This is a genomic window from Pseudoalteromonas sp. 78C3 (genome assembly GCF_002836695.1).
Classification (GTDB): domain Bacteria; phylum Pseudomonadota; class Gammaproteobacteria; order Enterobacterales; family Alteromonadaceae; genus Pseudoalteromonas; species Pseudoalteromonas arctica.
In genome coordinates, this window is sequence record NZ_PJAV01000172.1 from 31,253 (window position 1) to 46,476 (window position 15,224).

19 protein-coding genes and 1 tRNA gene are annotated in these 15,224 nt (G+C 39.0%); 13 read left to right on the forward strand and 7 right to left on the reverse strand.

The window, feature by feature from the left end; genetic code table 11:
* The first annotated feature begins 110 nt into the window (after window positions 1-110).
* From CXF76_RS18375 to CXF76_RS18385, 3 genes are all read left to right on the forward strand, one after another.
* Window positions 111-860, forward strand: a complete 750-nt coding sequence (locus CXF76_RS18375; protein ID WP_101164325.1) for a substrate-binding periplasmic protein — start codon at window positions 111-113, stop codon at window positions 858-860.
* A 78-nt stretch (window positions 861-938) separates the two neighbouring features.
* Window positions 939-1,505 (forward strand): PhnA domain-containing protein, encoded by a 567-nt coding sequence (locus CXF76_RS18380; RefSeq protein ID WP_007586451.1) that lies wholly within the window; start codon window positions 939-941, stop codon window positions 1,503-1,505.
* 121 nt (window positions 1,506-1,626) lie between these two features.
* A complete protein-coding gene (locus tag CXF76_RS18385; protein ID WP_101164326.1) occupies window positions 1,627-2,445 on the forward strand; it encodes an META domain-containing protein in 819 nt (272 codons plus the stop codon).
* A 107-nt stretch (window positions 2,446-2,552) separates the two neighbouring features.
* Here CXF76_RS18385 and CXF76_RS18390 read toward each other — a convergent pair whose 3' ends face one another.
* Complete coding sequence (locus tag CXF76_RS18390) at window positions 2,553-3,392, reverse strand: 23S rRNA (adenine(2030)-N(6))-methyltransferase RlmJ (protein ID WP_007586449.1); 840 nt, start codon at window positions 3,390-3,392, stop codon at window positions 2,553-2,555.
* 238 nt (window positions 3,393-3,630) lie between these two features.
* On the opposite strand from CXF76_RS18390, the gene CXF76_RS18395 reads away from it, so the two are divergent.
* The 8 genes from CXF76_RS18395 (at window position 3,631) to CXF76_RS18430 (ending at window position 9,339) form a co-directional block, all read left to right on the forward strand.
* The gene (locus CXF76_RS18395) at window positions 3,631-3,861 is read left to right on the forward strand and encodes a hypothetical protein (RefSeq protein WP_007586448.1); all 231 of its coding nucleotides are present in this window, start codon (window positions 3,631-3,633) and stop codon (window positions 3,859-3,861) included.
* Window positions 3,861-4,166 (forward strand): cell division protein ZapA, encoded by a 306-nt coding sequence (locus tag CXF76_RS18400; RefSeq protein ID WP_007586447.1) that lies wholly within the window; start codon window positions 3,861-3,863, stop codon window positions 4,164-4,166. The genes CXF76_RS18395 and CXF76_RS18400 overlap by 1 nt, the downstream gene beginning before the upstream one ends.
* A 63-nt stretch (window positions 4,167-4,229) precedes the next feature.
* Entirely contained in the window at window positions 4,230-5,252 is a 1,023-nt protein-coding gene (locus tag CXF76_RS18405) for an MBL fold metallo-hydrolase (RefSeq protein WP_024590581.1), read from the forward strand.
* Between the two features lie 55 nt (window positions 5,253-5,307).
* The gene (locus tag CXF76_RS18410) at window positions 5,308-6,777 is read left to right on the forward strand and encodes a LysM peptidoglycan-binding domain-containing protein (RefSeq protein WP_101164327.1); all 1,470 of its coding nucleotides are present in this window, start codon (window positions 5,308-5,310) and stop codon (window positions 6,775-6,777) included.
* A 66-nt stretch (window positions 6,778-6,843) separates the two neighbouring features.
* Window positions 6,844-7,332: an FKBP-type peptidyl-prolyl cis-trans isomerase gene (locus tag CXF76_RS18415; protein WP_007586440.1), complete on the forward strand. Its 489-nt coding sequence runs from the start codon at window positions 6,844-6,846 to the stop codon at window positions 7,330-7,332.
* Window positions 7,333-7,353: 21 nt separating this feature from the next.
* A complete protein-coding gene (locus CXF76_RS18420; RefSeq protein WP_010554366.1) occupies window positions 7,354-8,082 on the forward strand; it encodes an SDR family NAD(P)-dependent oxidoreductase in 729 nt (242 codons plus the stop codon).
* Window positions 8,079-8,918 carry an amidohydrolase family protein gene (locus tag CXF76_RS18425; protein ID WP_101164328.1) on the forward strand — a complete coding sequence of 280 codons (840 nt, stop codon included), beginning with the start codon at window positions 8,079-8,081 and terminating at the stop codon, window positions 8,916-8,918. Before CXF76_RS18420 ends, CXF76_RS18425 begins: the two co-directional genes overlap by 4 nt.
* A 49-nt stretch (window positions 8,919-8,967) precedes the next feature.
* Window positions 8,968-9,339 (forward strand): hypothetical protein, encoded by a 372-nt coding sequence (locus CXF76_RS18430; RefSeq protein ID WP_101164329.1) that lies wholly within the window; start codon window positions 8,968-8,970, stop codon window positions 9,337-9,339.
* A 95-nt stretch (window positions 9,340-9,434) separates the two neighbouring features.
* Here the strand turns inward: CXF76_RS18430 and CXF76_RS18435 are convergent, their stop codons facing one another.
* The 4 genes from CXF76_RS18435 to CXF76_RS18450 form a co-directional block, all read right to left on the reverse strand.
* Window positions 9,435-10,610 carry a mandelate racemase/muconate lactonizing enzyme family protein gene (locus CXF76_RS18435; protein ID WP_007586432.1) on the reverse strand — a complete coding sequence of 392 codons (1,176 nt, stop codon included), beginning with the start codon at window positions 10,608-10,610 and terminating at the stop codon, window positions 9,435-9,437.
* A 26-nt stretch (window positions 10,611-10,636) separates the two neighbouring features.
* Window positions 10,637-11,404 (reverse strand): class II aldolase/adducin family protein, encoded by a 768-nt coding sequence (locus CXF76_RS18440; RefSeq protein WP_101164330.1) that lies wholly within the window; start codon window positions 11,402-11,404, stop codon window positions 10,637-10,639.
* Between the two features lie 165 nt (window positions 11,405-11,569).
* Window positions 11,570-11,893: a c-type cytochrome gene (locus tag CXF76_RS18445; RefSeq protein ID WP_002957866.1), complete on the reverse strand. Its 324-nt coding sequence runs from the start codon at window positions 11,891-11,893 to the stop codon at window positions 11,570-11,572.
* Between the two features lie 183 nt (window positions 11,894-12,076).
* Window positions 12,077-12,616, reverse strand: coding sequence for a DUF2058 domain-containing protein (locus tag CXF76_RS18450; RefSeq protein WP_002957867.1), 540 nt, complete (start codon window positions 12,614-12,616; stop codon window positions 12,077-12,079).
* Window positions 12,617-12,814: 198 nt separating this feature from the next.
* Here CXF76_RS18450 and CXF76_RS18455 point away from each other — a divergent pair, with 198 nt between their 5' ends.
* Window positions 12,815-13,963, forward strand: coding sequence for an MFS transporter (locus CXF76_RS18455; RefSeq protein WP_010554361.1), 1,149 nt, complete (start codon window positions 12,815-12,817; stop codon window positions 13,961-13,963).
* Here the strand turns inward: CXF76_RS18455 and CXF76_RS18460 are convergent.
* Together CXF76_RS18460 and CXF76_RS18465 are read right to left on the reverse strand one after the other, a co-directional pair.
* A complete protein-coding gene (locus CXF76_RS18460) occupies window positions 13,930-14,430 on the reverse strand; it encodes a prolyl-tRNA synthetase associated domain-containing protein (protein ID WP_101164331.1) in 501 nt (166 codons plus the stop codon). The genes CXF76_RS18455 and CXF76_RS18460 overlap by 34 nt on opposite strands.
* A gap of 1 nt (window position 14,431) precedes the next feature.
* The gene (locus CXF76_RS18465; protein ID WP_024607891.1) at window positions 14,432-14,827 is read right to left on the reverse strand and encodes a hypothetical protein; all 396 of its coding nucleotides are present in this window, start codon (window positions 14,825-14,827) and stop codon (window positions 14,432-14,434) included.
* Window positions 14,828-14,993: 166 nt separating this feature from the next.
* Here CXF76_RS18465 and CXF76_RS18470 point away from each other — a divergent pair.
* A tRNA-Ala gene (locus tag CXF76_RS18470) sits at window positions 14,994-15,069 on the forward strand.
* The last annotated feature ends 155 nt before the right edge of the window (window positions 15,070-15,224 follow it).

Consider the following 15,224-nt stretch of genomic DNA (forward strand, 5'->3'; position numbering starts at 1 on the left):
ATAATATGTGTACTTTAATGCAACTCGCATAAGATAAACATAGTCGTCATTGCAAAAATGTTAAAATTACATAACACTAATATAAAAATATTAATATAAAAGGTGGAGATTTGGCTAACTTTATTCGGTTATTAGTACTGAGCCCTCTGCTATTTGTATTTTTTAGCTATGCCAGCATTAACCCTACTCCCCTCAAATACAATGTTAGCGCGTCAGGTAGTCATTATCCATATTATACAAATGATCCAGAAAAGCCTGGTGTATTACCCGAAATTATTGAAAAAGCACTCGATGATGCAAATATTGCAGCTTCTCATATCGACCTACCCACAAAGCGTATTACCAAATATTTACAAGATGAAATAATCGATTTTGATGTTATTTCATTAGAATGGCTCCCAAAGGATGAGAGAAATGACTCTCGTTATGTTTTTTCAGAGCCGCTTATTTATGCCACAGAAATGATTGTTACCTTGCCTCAAAATGCCCAGAACTGGCAAAGCGCTGATAGCTTAAAGGGCAAATATATAGGAACAGTACTAGGTTACTATTACTTTAATGACAACACCTTTGAGCGCGTTGACTTTCCATCCGAGAAAGAACTTATGACCGCTCTCTCAAGAAACCGTGTAGAAGCTGCACTAGTAGGTAAGTTAACTGCGCTCTATTGGGCAGAGCAGTTAGAGATAAACATTGCCTTTGGCGCACAGCATTCCCATGGTTTTTTAAGAATTCGCTTATTGAGCAAACATAAAGAATTATTGCCACAAATAAACCTAGCAATTAAAAACCTTCACGCTCAAGGATATATAAAAAGTATTGAAGATAAGTATATGAGTAATATACCCACACAAAATTAAGGGACTAATGGCGCAGAGCTCGTGTTTTGGAGTATAATAGTAGCAAATGTTAACTCGACCAGAATCAGAAAGAGCCCCATGAGTATTGAAAAAGCCTTAATCGAACGTAGTAATAATCAATGTGAATTGTGTGCAGCCACCGAGAACTTATCTGTTTATGAAGTACCACCGGTAACTGAAACCCACTCAGATAAATGTATTTACACGTGTCAAACATGTAAAGATCAAATCGAGAATAACAGCGAAATAACACCTACACATTGGCACTGTTTAAACGATAGCATGTGGAGCCAAACTCCTGCAGTACAAGTTGTAGCTTACAGAATGCTTTCGCGTTTAGCGCCTGATAATGGCTGGGCACAAGATGCGCTAGACATGATTTACCTTGAAGAAGACACGCTAACCTGGGCTAAAAAAGCACTTGCCGAAGATGACGATTTAAAGCATGTAGATAGCAACGGTGTAGTACTTCAAGCAGGCGATACTGTTACCCTAATTAAAGACTTAGACGTTAAAGGTAGTAGCCTTACAGCTAAACGTGGAACAGCTGTTCGTAATATTGGCCTAACCAGCAACCCTGAACATATTGAAGGGCGAGTTGACGGCCAGCGCATTGTTATTTTAACTAAGTTTGTTAAAAAATAATCGTTTGTTTTTAATTATTAAAGGCGCTAATGCGCCTTTTTTTATGTTTAAAATAAGTTAAGGAATGATTAAGTAACTAGGTAATACACTAAGGACATAATATTGAGTAAGGATAACCAACATGGAAAAGCATCAAGCAGTATCTTCGCGTAAAAAGGCAGTTGCAGGGATTGGCTTATTGGCGCTTAGCGCTTTTGCAGTAACTGGCTGCGGTGAGCAAACTAAATCGACTGAAAACACAGAAATTGCAGAAGCAATAACCAGCCTAACTATCCAAGCTAGCTACAAAGATCGCAGTATGCTTCGCCCTGGCTCGCAATTAATAGTTACGCTTTCCAATGTATCTAAAATGGATGTAAAAGCCGATATAATCACACAAGAAGTGATTGATGTAACCCAAGCCCCGCCATTTACCGTTGAGCTAATTTATGATGCCAGCAAAATTAGCGATAAACATCGCTATAGCCTAAGCGCCAGAATTATAAATAAAGACAAAGTGCTTTACACAAGTACAACAAATCATGACCCGTTTGCAGAATCACAGTTAACTACCCCCTATAAAATTGAGCTTTCAAAAGTGTCGACTCAAAAACCCGATGTAACACTCACAAATACTTACTGGAAAGCAATAACAATAAATGCTCAAACTGTGAATGTTACAACTAAAGAACCATTCATTCAGTTCAATAAAGACCACCGCGTTAATGGCTTTTTAGGCTGTAATAATTTTAGCGGAAGCTATAGTACCGAGCAGCAAACAATTACACTTAGTCAGCTAGCAAGTACAAAAAAGATGTGCTCGGATAATATGAGCCAAGAAGCGGCTATGTCTGACGTACTTAGCAAAACTTCAAAGTGGGAAATAACAGGTGAATCACTAAAACTTAAAAACAGTCGCGGTAATACACTTGCTACTTTTAGTGCGGTTTATTTTAATTAATATTTAGCTCCCTTATATAAATATTACCTAACACATTCGTATTGATTTTAAATAAAATGCCCAGCAAAGCTGGGCATTTTATTATTCGTTATAAGCGCTATTTAAAGTTACTCATCAACGAGTTGTTCACTTCTGTAAAAACCACTTGGCTCACTTAACAAACTAACAAGTTCAGGCATTATTGCATCCATTGTTTGCTTTAGCTTCCATGGAGGATTAATTACAATCATGCCCGATGCTGTCATACCGTGTACATCAGTATCGGCTTCAGTGCCTAATTCAAATAACTGAATGTTGCGCATTCCTGAATCAATTAAGCCCTGCTCCATATTATCAATGCGTTCTCTATCAACAACCGGATACCAAATCATGTAAGTACCTGTAGCAAAGCGCTGATGAGCTTTAACTAAGGTTTTTACAACCGTTTCGTAGTCATCTTTAATTTCGTATGGAGGATCAATTAATACACACGCTCTGCGAGATGCTGGTGGTAACAAACCAACTAAGCCTGCAAAACCATCCTCTCCACGTACACGAATAGATCGCTTACCTTGCATGTTTTCTTCAAGTAATAATAAATCGCGCGGGTGCAGTTCAAAAAACCAACCCTTATCTTGGCGGCGTAAGTAGTGCTCTGCAATTTTTGGTGAACCTGGATAAAACGCAAGTTCGTCAGTGTCGTTAAATGACTTAATTAATTCAATGTATTCATTAAGCTCAGCATGCTCACTTTTATGATGCCAAAGTTTTTCAATACCATCTTGATACTCTTGCGTTTTTTGCGCATCGGCAGCTGCAAGTTCAAAAAAGCCAGCACCTGAATGTGTGTCTATATAATCAAGCGGTTTATCTTTAATTGTTTGATAATTTAGCACTTGTGCCAGTACTAAGTGTTTAAGTACATCGGCAGGATTACCCGCATGAAATGAGTGTCTGTAACTAAGCATTATTTATTTTCGCCATACGCAATTTAATATCGTAAGTGAACCATAAGCACTAGGCTTTGGCAACTTACACCAAGATAAGAGAGTGTTTAAGTGAACCATTTCTGAATGAAAAAGCCCATATGCTGAATTATCCCTTAACGCAAAAGAAAAATCAGCTAAAACCACCGTAAATGCTGGCAAATCAACACACTTTGCTTTACATTTGCATGACATTAATTACAGTTATATGAGCGCCTTTATGAATAACACTACTCTTCAACAACTCGAACAACTGATCGATTCTTTAATCGAACGTAATAACCAATTACAAACAGATGTTGTTACTTTAAAAGAACAGAACACTAAACTAAGCGATGACAACGAATTGCTACAACTTGAAGCTTTAGAAAATGAAGAAAAGCAAAAAGATGCCAGCACTACTTTATCTGGTCTTCTTGATAAGTTACAAAGCGCACAACAGGCTAGCTAATGTCTGAGCTGCAAAACCAGCGGGTCACTGTTGAGTTGCTAGGTAAAGAGCAGCAATTTGCTTGCCCTGAAGGGCAGGAAGATGCATTAATAGCAGCAGCTAAAAATCTAAATGACTTAGTTGAGCAAATGAAGCAACGCTCAACCGTTAGAAACGATCAAAAAGCCCTACTAATGGCAGCATTAAACTTAAGCCACGAATTGCTAGAAGCAAAAACACAGGCTACAGTTGAGCAACAGCATCAAGACCAAATGATTGATAAACTCAGTCAGCATTTGGCAAATGACCCCAAACACCAAAAATAAAAAGCGCATACTGCGCTTTTTGTTTATTATTAAAGTAATTAAACATCAGCGTAGAGATAATAAATGAAGTTAAAACTTTCAAACATAGCCTCTTCATGTAAGCACTTACTATTAGCATGCACTTTATTATCAATAGTACCTAGCACCTATGCAGCCGTCACTTGGAATACAATAAACCCTCATATTCAGTTTTTAAAGCAACAAGACAAGCTTCGCTTTTACGACTCTAACCAAGTGTTAATTGAAGGCGAGAAATGTGCCCTACTTGTTGATACGAGCGCCAATTTTGCTGCAGTTGAACAACTTGCTGAAGATTTAAAGAACCGCCTTAAAACACCCTTATGCTATTTAGTGGCTACCCACTACCATGACGATCACTTGCTAGGTATGGCGGTTATGCAAAATTTTTATCCTGATGCCAAGCTCATTGTTCATCAGCAGGTAAATAAAAATTTTAACCTTTATCAAACAGCATATACCGACAAGCTAGACACGTATGAAAAGAGCATTGAGCTGAGCTACCAACGATTAGCGAATGTGCCCAAAGAAGAGCAAGCTAAATGGCGAAATAAGTTAGAGCTTGCAAAAAAACGACTTTTTCGCTGGCAAGAATATCAACTTGGCGAACCAAAAATAATAATCGATAATCATAAAACTATCGACCTTGGTGGTTTTGAGATAACCATTGAGCCGCAGCAAGCCCATACTAACGGTGATTTAACTATTACTACTAATAATGGCAGTGTGCTGATTGGTGGCGATATCGTTGACTGGCTTCCTTACCCTGGACACGGTGAACTTAAAAGTTGGCAAACGTTGCTTAAGCAATATATTAACGACGAAAAGCTCACTATTATTTTACCTGGGCACGGCGGTACATTAACAAAAGAGCAGCTGAAACAGCCTCTATCATTTTTAACAGCCATAACAGAGCACGTTAAAAACAATAAAGATCAAAGTATTGAGCAGTTAATGCTGTCGTTTCCTGAATCAGTTATTGAGCCTTATAAACAAGAAGCGCTTAATATAAAATCGAGCAACTTCTTTTTACAAGCTGGCCTAAATCGCGCAAAAAGCGCAGAATAACTCAACACAACGGATTGTGTTAAAATAATAAAAGGAATTTACAAAAGTGATCACTATGCGCAGTTTGGTTTTATGTTGTTTGGGTATTTTGTTATTTGGTTGTCAATCAACGGAGCAAGAACCACAAGAAGCTCCACAAATATTTACTCATTTTGAGCCTGACTATACTTATGATATTGATGATGAAGTAGCTCAAACGCCCCAAGTTAGTGAGCACGTTACGCCACTTCAATTCAAAAAAACAATCGTAAAAAAGCGCCCACCAAAAACCACCGATCTGTGGGTGCATATAGCCAACAATCTACACTTTACGGTTTATCAAAATCGCGCGTTAAAAAAGCGTATCAGCTGGTACGCAAAGCAACCTAACTACTTACAAACTGTGAGTAAACGCGCAGCGCCTTACCTGTATCATATCGTAAAAAAAATTGAGCAAAAGCAACTACCTATGGAGCTCGCTTTACTACCATTTGTAGAAAGCGATTTTAGACCAACGATAGCCTCATCACAGCAAGCTGTTGGTGTTTGGCAGTTAGTTGGCGCAACAGCGCATCACTTTGGAGTTAAGTCAGACCAATGGTACGACGGTCGCCAAGACGTACTTGCTTCAACCGATGCTGCACTTGATTACTTAAGCTACTTACATAAACGCTTTGATGGTAATTGGCTACATGCTTTGGCTGCTTATAACAGTGGTGAGGGCCGCGTTAAACGCGCAATCGAAAAAAACAAAAAACGCGGTAAAAGCACCGATTACTGGTCACTCAGTCTGCCAAAAGAAACCGCCGACTACGTACCCAAGTTACTCGCTTTAAGCTATTTAGTTAAGCACCCACAAAAGGGCATTAAACGCCCAAAGCTTGCATATAAGCCATTTACAACACAGATGAATATAGGCCAGCAGTTCGACTTTTCAGTCATCGCTAAGCTCTCTGGTATAGGTTCAAAGCAGTTACACGCGATTAATCAGGGATATTTAAAAAATCAAAGCTCACCTAACGGGCCGCATACTTTACTGCTTCCTATAGGACAAGAGGCTTTATTAAAAAGTCAGTTTTTTAAATCAAACTTTGCTGGAGAGTACATCGTTAAACAAAACGACACGCTTTACGGTATTGCTAGACGTTTTAGTATGTCGGTAAAAGCTTTAAAACAACTTAATAACAAAAATAATAATTTAATAGGCGTTGGAGAAAAGTTATTAGTTGGACAACCTAAAACCCTGCCAAGCACATTAACTGTTGATTACAAAATTAGCCCTTATTTAGAACACCAAGAGATTGCGATTCCCACCATTGAAATAGATTACGAAGTTAAGTCGGGCGATAGCCTTTGGAGTATAAGTCAGCTTTACGATGTACCTCATAGCGACTTGGCAAAATGGAACAAACTCTCTGCATCTAGCATTTTAAAGCCTGGTACTCAATTAGTGCTGTTTATACCACAGGCTGAAAAGCAAAAAGCAGCCCCAACAAAAAAAGATTTTCTGCTAAATTTACAAAAAACACTAAATCAGCCACGTTAAGTTTATAAACAAGTATATTTCGCGTAAAATTGCGCCCTAACATAGTTATTATTTGAAGAGACAAGCATGCAAATTAGCAAAAATTCAGCAGTTGAATTTCATTACACCCTTAGCGAAGCGGGCGAGCAAATTGAAAGTAGCACAAACGAAGCGCCACTTACTTACATTCATGGCAGTGAAGGCATGCTTCCTGGTTTAGAAAAAGCACTTGAAGGCAAAGAAGCTGGCGAAAAATTTAGTGTAACTCTAGAGCCAAGTGAATCATACGGCGAGCGTGTTGATGACTTAATTCAACGTATTCCGCTTAAGCACCTACAAGGCGACGTTAAAGTATGGAAACCAGGTATGACAGCAATGGTTAGCTCTAACCAAGGTCGTCATCAGGTTACTATTGTTAAGGTTGGTCGTTTTAACGCAGATTGTGATTTAAACCACCCATTTGCAGGCAAAACACTAACGTTTGACGTTGAAGTTATATCGGTACGTGAAGCAACAAGTGAAGAAGTTTCTCACGGACACGTGCACGCTGAAGGCGGCTGTGGTCACTCTCACTAGTTAGCAATAAAGGAAGTAAGTATGTCTAAAGTTGCAGTCGTTACAGGTGGTACAAAAGGTATTGGCTTAGCCGTAGTAAAGCGTTTGCTAAACAATGGCTATGAAGTACATAACCTTGATATAGAACTGAGCGAAATCGGTATATTTCATCAGTGTGATGTAAGTGATGTATCGGCGGTACAAAGCTGTATCAACGCTATCTGTGAACAAAGCAAACGTATTGATGTACTTGTTTCTAATGCTGGAAAACACTTAAGCGCAAATATAGAAAGCACCGACGAGCAAACTCTCGATGCACTTTTTGCGCTTAATGTTAAAGGCGCTTATGCCGCAATACAAAGCGTATTGCCAAGCATGAAAGCGCAAAATGGCGGCGCTATTATATTAGTCGCTTCCGATCAGGCAATTATAGGTAAGCAAAACTCTTTTGCGTATAACCTAACAAAACATGCCCTTGCCTCAATGGCTAAAACAACAGCGCTTGATTACGCGGGTTTTAATATTAGAGCAAATGCGGTATGTCCTGGCACAATAGAAACCCCGCTATTTCATAACGCGATAGATGCGTACTGCGCAAAAAGTGGCGCAAACAAAGCTGAAATAGTTGCCGAGGAAGCAAGTCTTCAACCGCTTAACCGATTAGGTCAAGCCGATGAGGTTGCTGCCCTTGTGAGCTTTTTAGCAAGCGACGATGCCAGCTTTATTACTGGCAGCCTACAAAGCATTGACGGTGGTTACACAGCGCAATGAGCATGCAAATTATTGACCCTCATGTGCATTTTTTTAATCTTGCCGAGGGGCAATATACTTGGCTACAAGGCGAAAACCCGCCAGCATGGCCTAACCTAGAAAAAATTAAACAACCAATAAGTGCAGAGCAACTTGTTAAAAGTACTGATTTTGAACTTGCGGGTATTGTGCACATTGAGGCTGGATTTGATAATCAATCACCTATAAACGAGTTAAACTGGCTAAGCTCGCATTTAAAAAACCTTTCATTTAAGGCTATTAGTTACAACCAAATTGACTCATCGGCTGATCAGTTTATAAACTCGTTAGAAGCTTTAACTCATCTGAGTTTGTGTGGCATTAGAGATATAACCGAAGGTACTGACGCAAAGCGTTTATTAGATGCTAATAGTTTTAAAAACCTAACAATATTATCAGATACCCAACTGCATTTTGAAGCTCAATTTGATATTGAAAATAGCGAAATAACCAAACAAATAGCTTACTACGCTAAGCAGCTACCGCAGCTTCAAATTATAATTAATCATGCAGGACTGCCAAGTAATTTAAATGATTGGCGACAAGGTGTTGAGTTACTTGCTCAGCATGACAACATAGCAATTAAATTCTCTGGTTTTGAATTACTACAACTCACCAGCGAGCAACAAGCCGCGTGTTTTAGTTTTCTTTTTAATCACTTTGGCCAGCAGCGTATTATGTTTGCTAGCAACTTCCCTGTGTGCCAAATAAATACAAGCTACAACAATCTATGGCACTGCCATAAGGCGTTATGCTCAAACAATAAGACATGGCATGACCTTAGCTATACAAACGCTAAGCACTACTACCAAGTGTAAGTAAAACTAGTTATATTAAACTCTCTTTTTATGATAATACGGCCAATTTATGAAAATGTACTTTTTACTAATCGTTGTATTTTCAGCGCTTCTTCTCAATGGCTGCATATCTCAAAATCCAGACCCGACACCTAAGCTGCAACATGCTCTACTGGCAAAGCCAAATAAAACAGCGGTTAGCAAAGCAATTAAAATACTTGTACATATGCAAGAGACTCAATTAGCTGATGATGTATTTACTACCAGCAGCACAGTAACCCTTAGCAATGTAGATGGTAATAATATTATCGACACGCAAAGTCGCAATACACCCGATCAGTTTGAATTGATGATTAAAGGCAAGCAATGCTATATACGCCACCTTGATAGTAAAGCAACTATTGAACTTAAAGACGTGGAATGTAAAATCAACGAGTTATAACAAGCTTTACCTCCCCCCAAACGAGTAAAAGCCGGTAAGTGACTAATCACTTACCGGCTTTTTAATGTATGACCTAAAGTTAGGTTAAAAGGCTATTATTTTATTTCTACGCGTTGAGAACGCATAACAATCTCATCGTTTAATTCAATACCCAATCCAGGCTCTTCTGACACTTCAAAGAAACCATTTTTAGGTTGTGGGTCTTGTAAACACAACTCGCGGTTCCACTTTTTAATCGCATAAGTGTGGTGCTCATGAATCAAAAAGTTAGGGATAGCCGTTTCTAAGTGCAGTGATGCTGCCGTTGCAACAGGCCCGCCACATACGTGAGCTTGAATACGCACATCAAAAATATCAGCGTAATCACACACTTTTTTGGTTTCGGTAAAACCACCACATAAACCAATATCAGGTTGTAGAACATCAATACTTTGATCTTCTAAGTACGGGCGCACACCCCAGCGATTATACAAACGTTCACCACCAGCAATTGGCACATTAACTTTATCTGCTACTTTTGCATGTAATGAATGGTTTAAATAGTTAACTGGCTCTTCAAAGTACATACAGTCAAATTCTTCTGCAATTTCACCCAACTGAATGGCTGTTGTAACACCCGGTAAACTGTGGCATTCAAAAATAATATCTACTTCGTCGCCTACCGCTTCGCGAATAGCTTGCATGCGTGCACGGTATAGCTTCATTTCAGTGCGTGAAATTATTTTTGTACGGTCGTAATAAGTATTGCCGTCTTTATCGTACTGAATTGGGTCTACTTTTACTGCGTCGTAACCTTCAGCTATCGCTTTTAAAGCAGCTTCTGCGTATTCTTGCGGCTGTACTAGCGCTTTAAATTCGCTATCCCAGTCAAACTGTAATTGCGATGCGTACGTACGTAGTTTGTCGTTAACTTTACCGCCTAATAATTGATATACAGGTAAACCAAGCGCTTTACCTTTAATATCCCAAAGCGCGGTATCAATTGCGCTCATTGCAGCATATACAACAGGTCCGCCGCCTAAGCCCCAAAAGCTTTCACGTAACATACGAGACCATAGTTTTTCTGTTTGAAATGGGTCGTGGCCGATTAAAAAGGCGTCGGCCATTTCTTTAATCATAGCCGCTGCAGCACTGTGACCTAAATCGTATGCAAGGCCCGCTTCGCCAACACCACTAATACCTTCGTCAGTATGAATACGTACAAACACAGGTGTCCAAGAAGGTCTATCAGGACAGTGAATATCAAATACTTCAACGCGATTTACTTTCATTAAAATTCCTTATTAACCGCTATGGGTTATTTTGCAAAACTAGGGTCAAGTCGATACGCTTTACGTAACATAGCAGGCCACGCAAGTTGCCCGCCAGTGCTACCACTGTGTACTACGTTTGCTTGATTATAAATATTGTCGATTATAGGTTGCGGTACTTCAATCACCTCTTGCGAGCTTGATTGTAGCGCTAGTTGTATTTCACACGCTCGCTGTAAATCATAAAAGCGCATAAACGCATCGCCTACCGTTGGGCCTACCGTTAAGCCACCGTGACTTACCAATAACATATGGTTGGTGCTGCCCAAATCATCTTGTAACACTTTTCGCTCGTCGTCGTTTACTGCAAGCCCTTCGTAGCCATGATAAGAAAGCGATGGCAGTGAAAACATTGAATACTGGCTAAGCGGTAATAAACCATTTTTTTGTGTAGCGACAGCGATTGTTTCTTTGGTATGAAGGTGAATAACACAATGAGCGTCTTCGCGTACCTCATGAATCGCACTGTGAATAGTAAAGCCAGCAGGATTAATACTAAATGGCGTATCGTCAATAATGTTACCGTCTAAGTCGACCTTCACTAAATTAGAGGCAGTTACTTCATCAAAGGTTAAACCAAAGGCATTTACTAGGTAGTGATCGGTGCCAGGCAAACGTGCTGATAAATGCGTATAGATTAAATCCCCCCAACGAAAGTGATCTACCAGTCTATAACACGCGGCTAAATCAACACGAAGTTGCCACTCTTGTGCTGATACTTTATTTTTTAAATCGAGTTGGGGTAAATCAAACATAATGAGCCTTATAAAAACGTACATTATTAACCTGTACGAACAGATGTTTAGAAGTCTAAAGCAGTCTCTATTTTATAGCAAACACCAAACAAAACAGCCACACTATTGTGTGGCTGTTTGTAAAACTAAAATACCAATTGTATTAAAATGGTATAGCTGCGTAAATTATTTTACGTTAGCTAGGTAATCTGCAATTGCTTCAAACTCTTCATCAGTTACCGTTGCAACCATTGCTTTCATAGCCATGGTCATACCGTTATTACGTGCACCTGATTTGATGTCTTTCATTTGCGCTACTAAGTAGTCTTTGTTTTGACCGTTTAGTTTAGGGTACATACCCATAATTGGTGCTTTACCTTCAGCGCCATGACAAGTTTGACAATTTTTAGCGGTATAAAGTGCAGCGCCATCGGCAGCAGCTGCATTAAACGAGAAGCTTGCGGCTAAAGTAATACCCGCGCCTAATAGTAGTGTTTTCATCTTGCTCATTGTATTTACTCTTCTTTTTTGACGGTTAGAAAAACTGTTCTATTGATTGTAGTAAACAATCAAATAAAAAGCATACGTACGAAACGACGCTAGACGATCAACTTAACCAAAAACCGCTAACTCGTCTCTGTCTCACTTTTATATACTTTAGCAAATAAAAATGAGCTTACCCTTAATAGACTATTACCACACTATATCATCTGGTACTTCAAAGTCTGCGTACGGGTCATCTTCATCTTTTGGTTTGTTTTCTGGCTCTACATGAAAAACAATATACTTTTCGTCAACTTCAGCCACTTTGCGTGCTGGTTCGTCGTCTAATACGTAAAATTGCCCTTCTAGTACACAAATAGCTAAACGACCGCCCGATAACGCTTTTTGCGTTTTCTCGTTCACGTCGATATTTTTTACTTTGTTTTGATAAGTAAAATTAAATGTGCGCTCACCACGAATAGCGTCTTGGTTGTGGTGCTCTAAAATTTGTTTAACACGCGCTTCTTGCTCGCGCTGCTTTAAACTCACTTGGCGTGTTTGGTTAAGCTCTTCAGCTTTTTTTTGCTGTTCTAGCTTGGTTTGTTGAATATGCTTTTGCAGATCACTTGGGTTGCTAGTAGCCCCTTTCTTTTGCTTTTTTTGTTGCTTACGCTTTTCTGATTTAGCAACTTTAGCATTATGCGATGTTGTTAATCCTGCTTGAAGCAATTGGTCTTGTAATGAACCCATGGCTTTGTTCCACTAAAAACTAATATTATCGCTATTTTAATCACCAACGAGTTCAAATAACAGCGCTATCGACATTAATCTAGCAAACTAGTTAAAACAAACCATGATATAGCGCAATGACTATGGTTTTAATTATGAATTAAAAGCAATTTTTAATACAATACCACGCAATCAATCAGCAAATGCACGAGCCATATAATGCGTTTACCTCATCTACTCGTTTGCTCGGTATTTATATTTTTTGTGCTTTATGCACCCCAACCCCTACTTAGCCTTTTTGCGAGCGAATTTAATGTAGCACCTGCGGTAGCTGGCAGCTTAATGACTGCAACTATGCTGCCCTTAGCCATTGCCCCGCTCGTTTATGGTTTATTTTTAGCAAAAATAAATCCACTACTTATATTACGTATTGCAATGGTGCTTTTAGGCCTTAGCTGCTTACTTTTTATTTATGTACCTAGCTTTGAGCTTTTATTATTAGTCAGATTTTTACAAGGTTTAACGCTCCCCGCAGCTTTAACAGCAATGACTAGCTATATAGGTATGAGCTATAGCGCTGATACACTTCAAAAAAACATGACCCTATATATTGGTAGCAGTATAGTTGGTGGTTACTTTGGTCGTGTGCTCGCAGCTTTGTTTAGCGACTTATGGAATTGGCAGAGCTTTTATTACGTAATTGCTTTTATGCTTATTTGCTTAGCTTTGACAATTAAGCATTCTCGCTTTACAAACCCAGCTACACCGTCGCAGCTCTCCCCTCTGGATTACATTAAACAACTTAAAGAAGGCGCTATCCTTAAAGTGTACGGTGCCGTCTTTTGTATGTTTTTTTGTTTTGCTGCATTACTTAATTACTTACCGTTTATATTACAAAACACGTTTTTAATTACCAATACTCGTGACATAGGTTTAGTTTACAGTGGTTATTTAGTTGGGGCCCTCGCCTCTATTGCTGCACCTTGGTTGCTTAAAAAAGTCCCTTCGCCTTGGCATTTATTAACTGCGGTATTTAGTTTTTATAGTGTGAGTATTATTTTATTAATGAGCCACCAGCTTAGCTTATTTTTAATCGCATTTACTTTGTTTTGTGGTGCTATGTTTGTGATTCATTCAACTGCCGCACCGCTCGTTAATAAAATAAGTAAAGCCCCGCCAAGTGTAACCAATGGCGGATATGTATCGTTTTATTACAGTGGCGGTGCATTGGGGTCGTTATTACCCGGTGTGGTATACCAACATCATGGGCAAACAGCGTTTATGTTTACGCTGCTTGCGGTTTGTTTATGTGGTTTATCGTTAATTATGTGGGCTTATTTTGAAGGTAAAAATACAACGCGCGGTTGATGCTTTGTGTGATTAAAAAATGTTTCTAAATCAGCTTTACTAAGCAACCATGTTTGGGTGTTTTCAAACGGATGACAATGAAACAAATCACCACCCCAAATATCTTGATCGACCCATAAGCTCACTTCGTTTTGCTTGTCATTTAAAAGAGCCAACATAGATACACACCCAGGAGCCACTTTTAAATATTTAGCTAGCCGCTCACTTGATGCAAACCCTAAACGCGAAAGCCCTTGTTGCTTTGATAGTGCCTTTAAATCGAGTTGCTTATTGTGCGCTGTAATAACTAAAAAGTGTCGCTTGCCTTCGTTATCGCGTAAAAACAGGTTTTTAAGACGAGTACCTGGGCGCTCAATCATAAACTCATCAGCCGCTAAGCTAGTATGTAGCGGCGGATGTTCTATTGCATCGTAAGTAATATCGAGGCGCACTAAAAGCTCTGCTAACTTAGTTTTATCAGCCAACATATTACAAGCAACGTCCTCTTAGCTGTACGCTCAAATCTCGCCATAAAACATCATTAACTTCATGTTTGTTATCGCAATACTCACGCTCTTTTAGCTCTTGATTTAATAATTCAACTGCTTGATCTTCTAGCTGTAACTTTAGAATGCTCGATTCTTCAAAATGCTCTTGTTCAATATACTGCTTAACCTCACCACGGCTTGGTCTCTTGTTAGGACCACGGTCAAGGTTAAAGTTTTCACGATGCTTAGCTTTTACCGAAACAACATAAGCAAAAAGTTTATTACCTTGCTCATCTTGCTTTTCGTGAAACTGTTTATTATTTATTTCAAAAGGCGGCTCATCATTTGAGGCACAGCCAGCGAGTAAAACCATAAGCGCTAGAACACATTTTTTCATTGTTTTTTATCGTTTTAGTTTTGAATTAAGCCGAGTCTAACAAAAATTGACGTAAACAGTGAAAATTTACGAAAAAATACTTGACCAATTTTATAAAAAAACTTAAAGTTCGTCCCGCTTGGAACTCAGCAGTCAAGCAGTTACATTATATGTAACTTAGGAATGTGGGGCTATAGCTCAGCTGGGAGAGCGCCTGCCTTGCACGCAGGAGGTCAGCAGTTCGATCCTGCTTAGCTCCACCACTTTCCTATTCCTTTTCAAATTCGCTCTACTCTTCTATTTTTCCATTGTTTTTATTGTTTTTTGACACCCTACTATTCTAATTTTTCATTCTATATAATTTTAAATTTATCCATTCAACTTGTGTCTTTACAAGTTCTTAGCTATATATAATGTC

Excerpts from the sequence above, each read along its gene's own strand:
- CXF76_RS18410 (WP_101164327.1), top strand. The coding sequence starts at position 5,308 with ATGCGCAGTTTGGTTTTATGTTGTTTGGGTATTTTGTTATTTGGTTGT.
- CXF76_RS18420 (WP_010554366.1), top strand. The coding sequence starts at position 7,354 with ATGTCTAAAGTTGCAGTCGTTACAGGTGGTACAAAAGGTATTGGCTTA.
- CXF76_RS18425 (WP_101164328.1), top strand. The coding sequence starts at position 8,079 with ATGAGCATGCAAATTATTGACCCTCATGTGCATTTTTTTAATCTTGCC.
- CXF76_RS18455 (WP_010554361.1), top strand. The coding sequence starts at position 12,815 with ATGCGTTTACCTCATCTACTCGTTTGCTCGGTATTTATATTTTTTGTG.
- CXF76_RS18400 (WP_007586447.1), top strand. The coding sequence starts at position 3,861 with ATGTCTGAGCTGCAAAACCAGCGGGTCACTGTTGAGTTGCTAGGTAAA.
- CXF76_RS18445 (WP_002957866.1), bottom strand. The coding sequence starts at position 11,893 with ATGAGCAAGATGAAAACACTACTATTAGGCGCGGGTATTACTTTAGCC.
- CXF76_RS18440 (WP_101164330.1), bottom strand. The coding sequence starts at position 11,404 with ATGTTTGATTTACCCCAACTCGATTTAAAAAATAAAGTATCAGCACAA.
- CXF76_RS18405 (WP_024590581.1), top strand. The coding sequence starts at position 4,230 with ATGAAGTTAAAACTTTCAAACATAGCCTCTTCATGTAAGCACTTACTA.
- CXF76_RS18385 (WP_101164326.1), top strand. The coding sequence starts at position 1,627 with ATGGAAAAGCATCAAGCAGTATCTTCGCGTAAAAAGGCAGTTGCAGGG.
- CXF76_RS18465 (WP_024607891.1), bottom strand. The coding sequence starts at position 14,827 with ATGAAAAAATGTGTTCTAGCGCTTATGGTTTTACTCGCTGGCTGTGCC.
- CXF76_RS18430 (WP_101164329.1), top strand. The coding sequence starts at position 8,968 with ATGAAAATGTACTTTTTACTAATCGTTGTATTTTCAGCGCTTCTTCTC.
- CXF76_RS18435 (WP_007586432.1), bottom strand. The coding sequence starts at position 10,610 with ATGAAAGTAAATCGCGTTGAAGTATTTGATATTCACTGTCCTGATAGA.
- CXF76_RS18380 (WP_007586451.1), top strand. The coding sequence starts at position 939 with ATGAGTATTGAAAAAGCCTTAATCGAACGTAGTAATAATCAATGTGAA.
- CXF76_RS18415 (WP_007586440.1), top strand. The coding sequence starts at position 6,844 with ATGCAAATTAGCAAAAATTCAGCAGTTGAATTTCATTACACCCTTAGC.
- CXF76_RS18395 (WP_007586448.1), top strand. The coding sequence starts at position 3,631 with ATGAATAACACTACTCTTCAACAACTCGAACAACTGATCGATTCTTTA.
- CXF76_RS18390 (WP_007586449.1), bottom strand. The coding sequence starts at position 3,392 with ATGCTTAGTTACAGACACTCATTTCATGCGGGTAATCCTGCCGATGTA.
- CXF76_RS18450 (WP_002957867.1), bottom strand. The coding sequence starts at position 12,616 with ATGGGTTCATTACAAGACCAATTGCTTCAAGCAGGATTAACAACATCG.
- CXF76_RS18460 (WP_101164331.1), bottom strand. The coding sequence starts at position 14,430 with ATGTTGGCTGATAAAACTAAGTTAGCAGAGCTTTTAGTGCGCCTCGAT.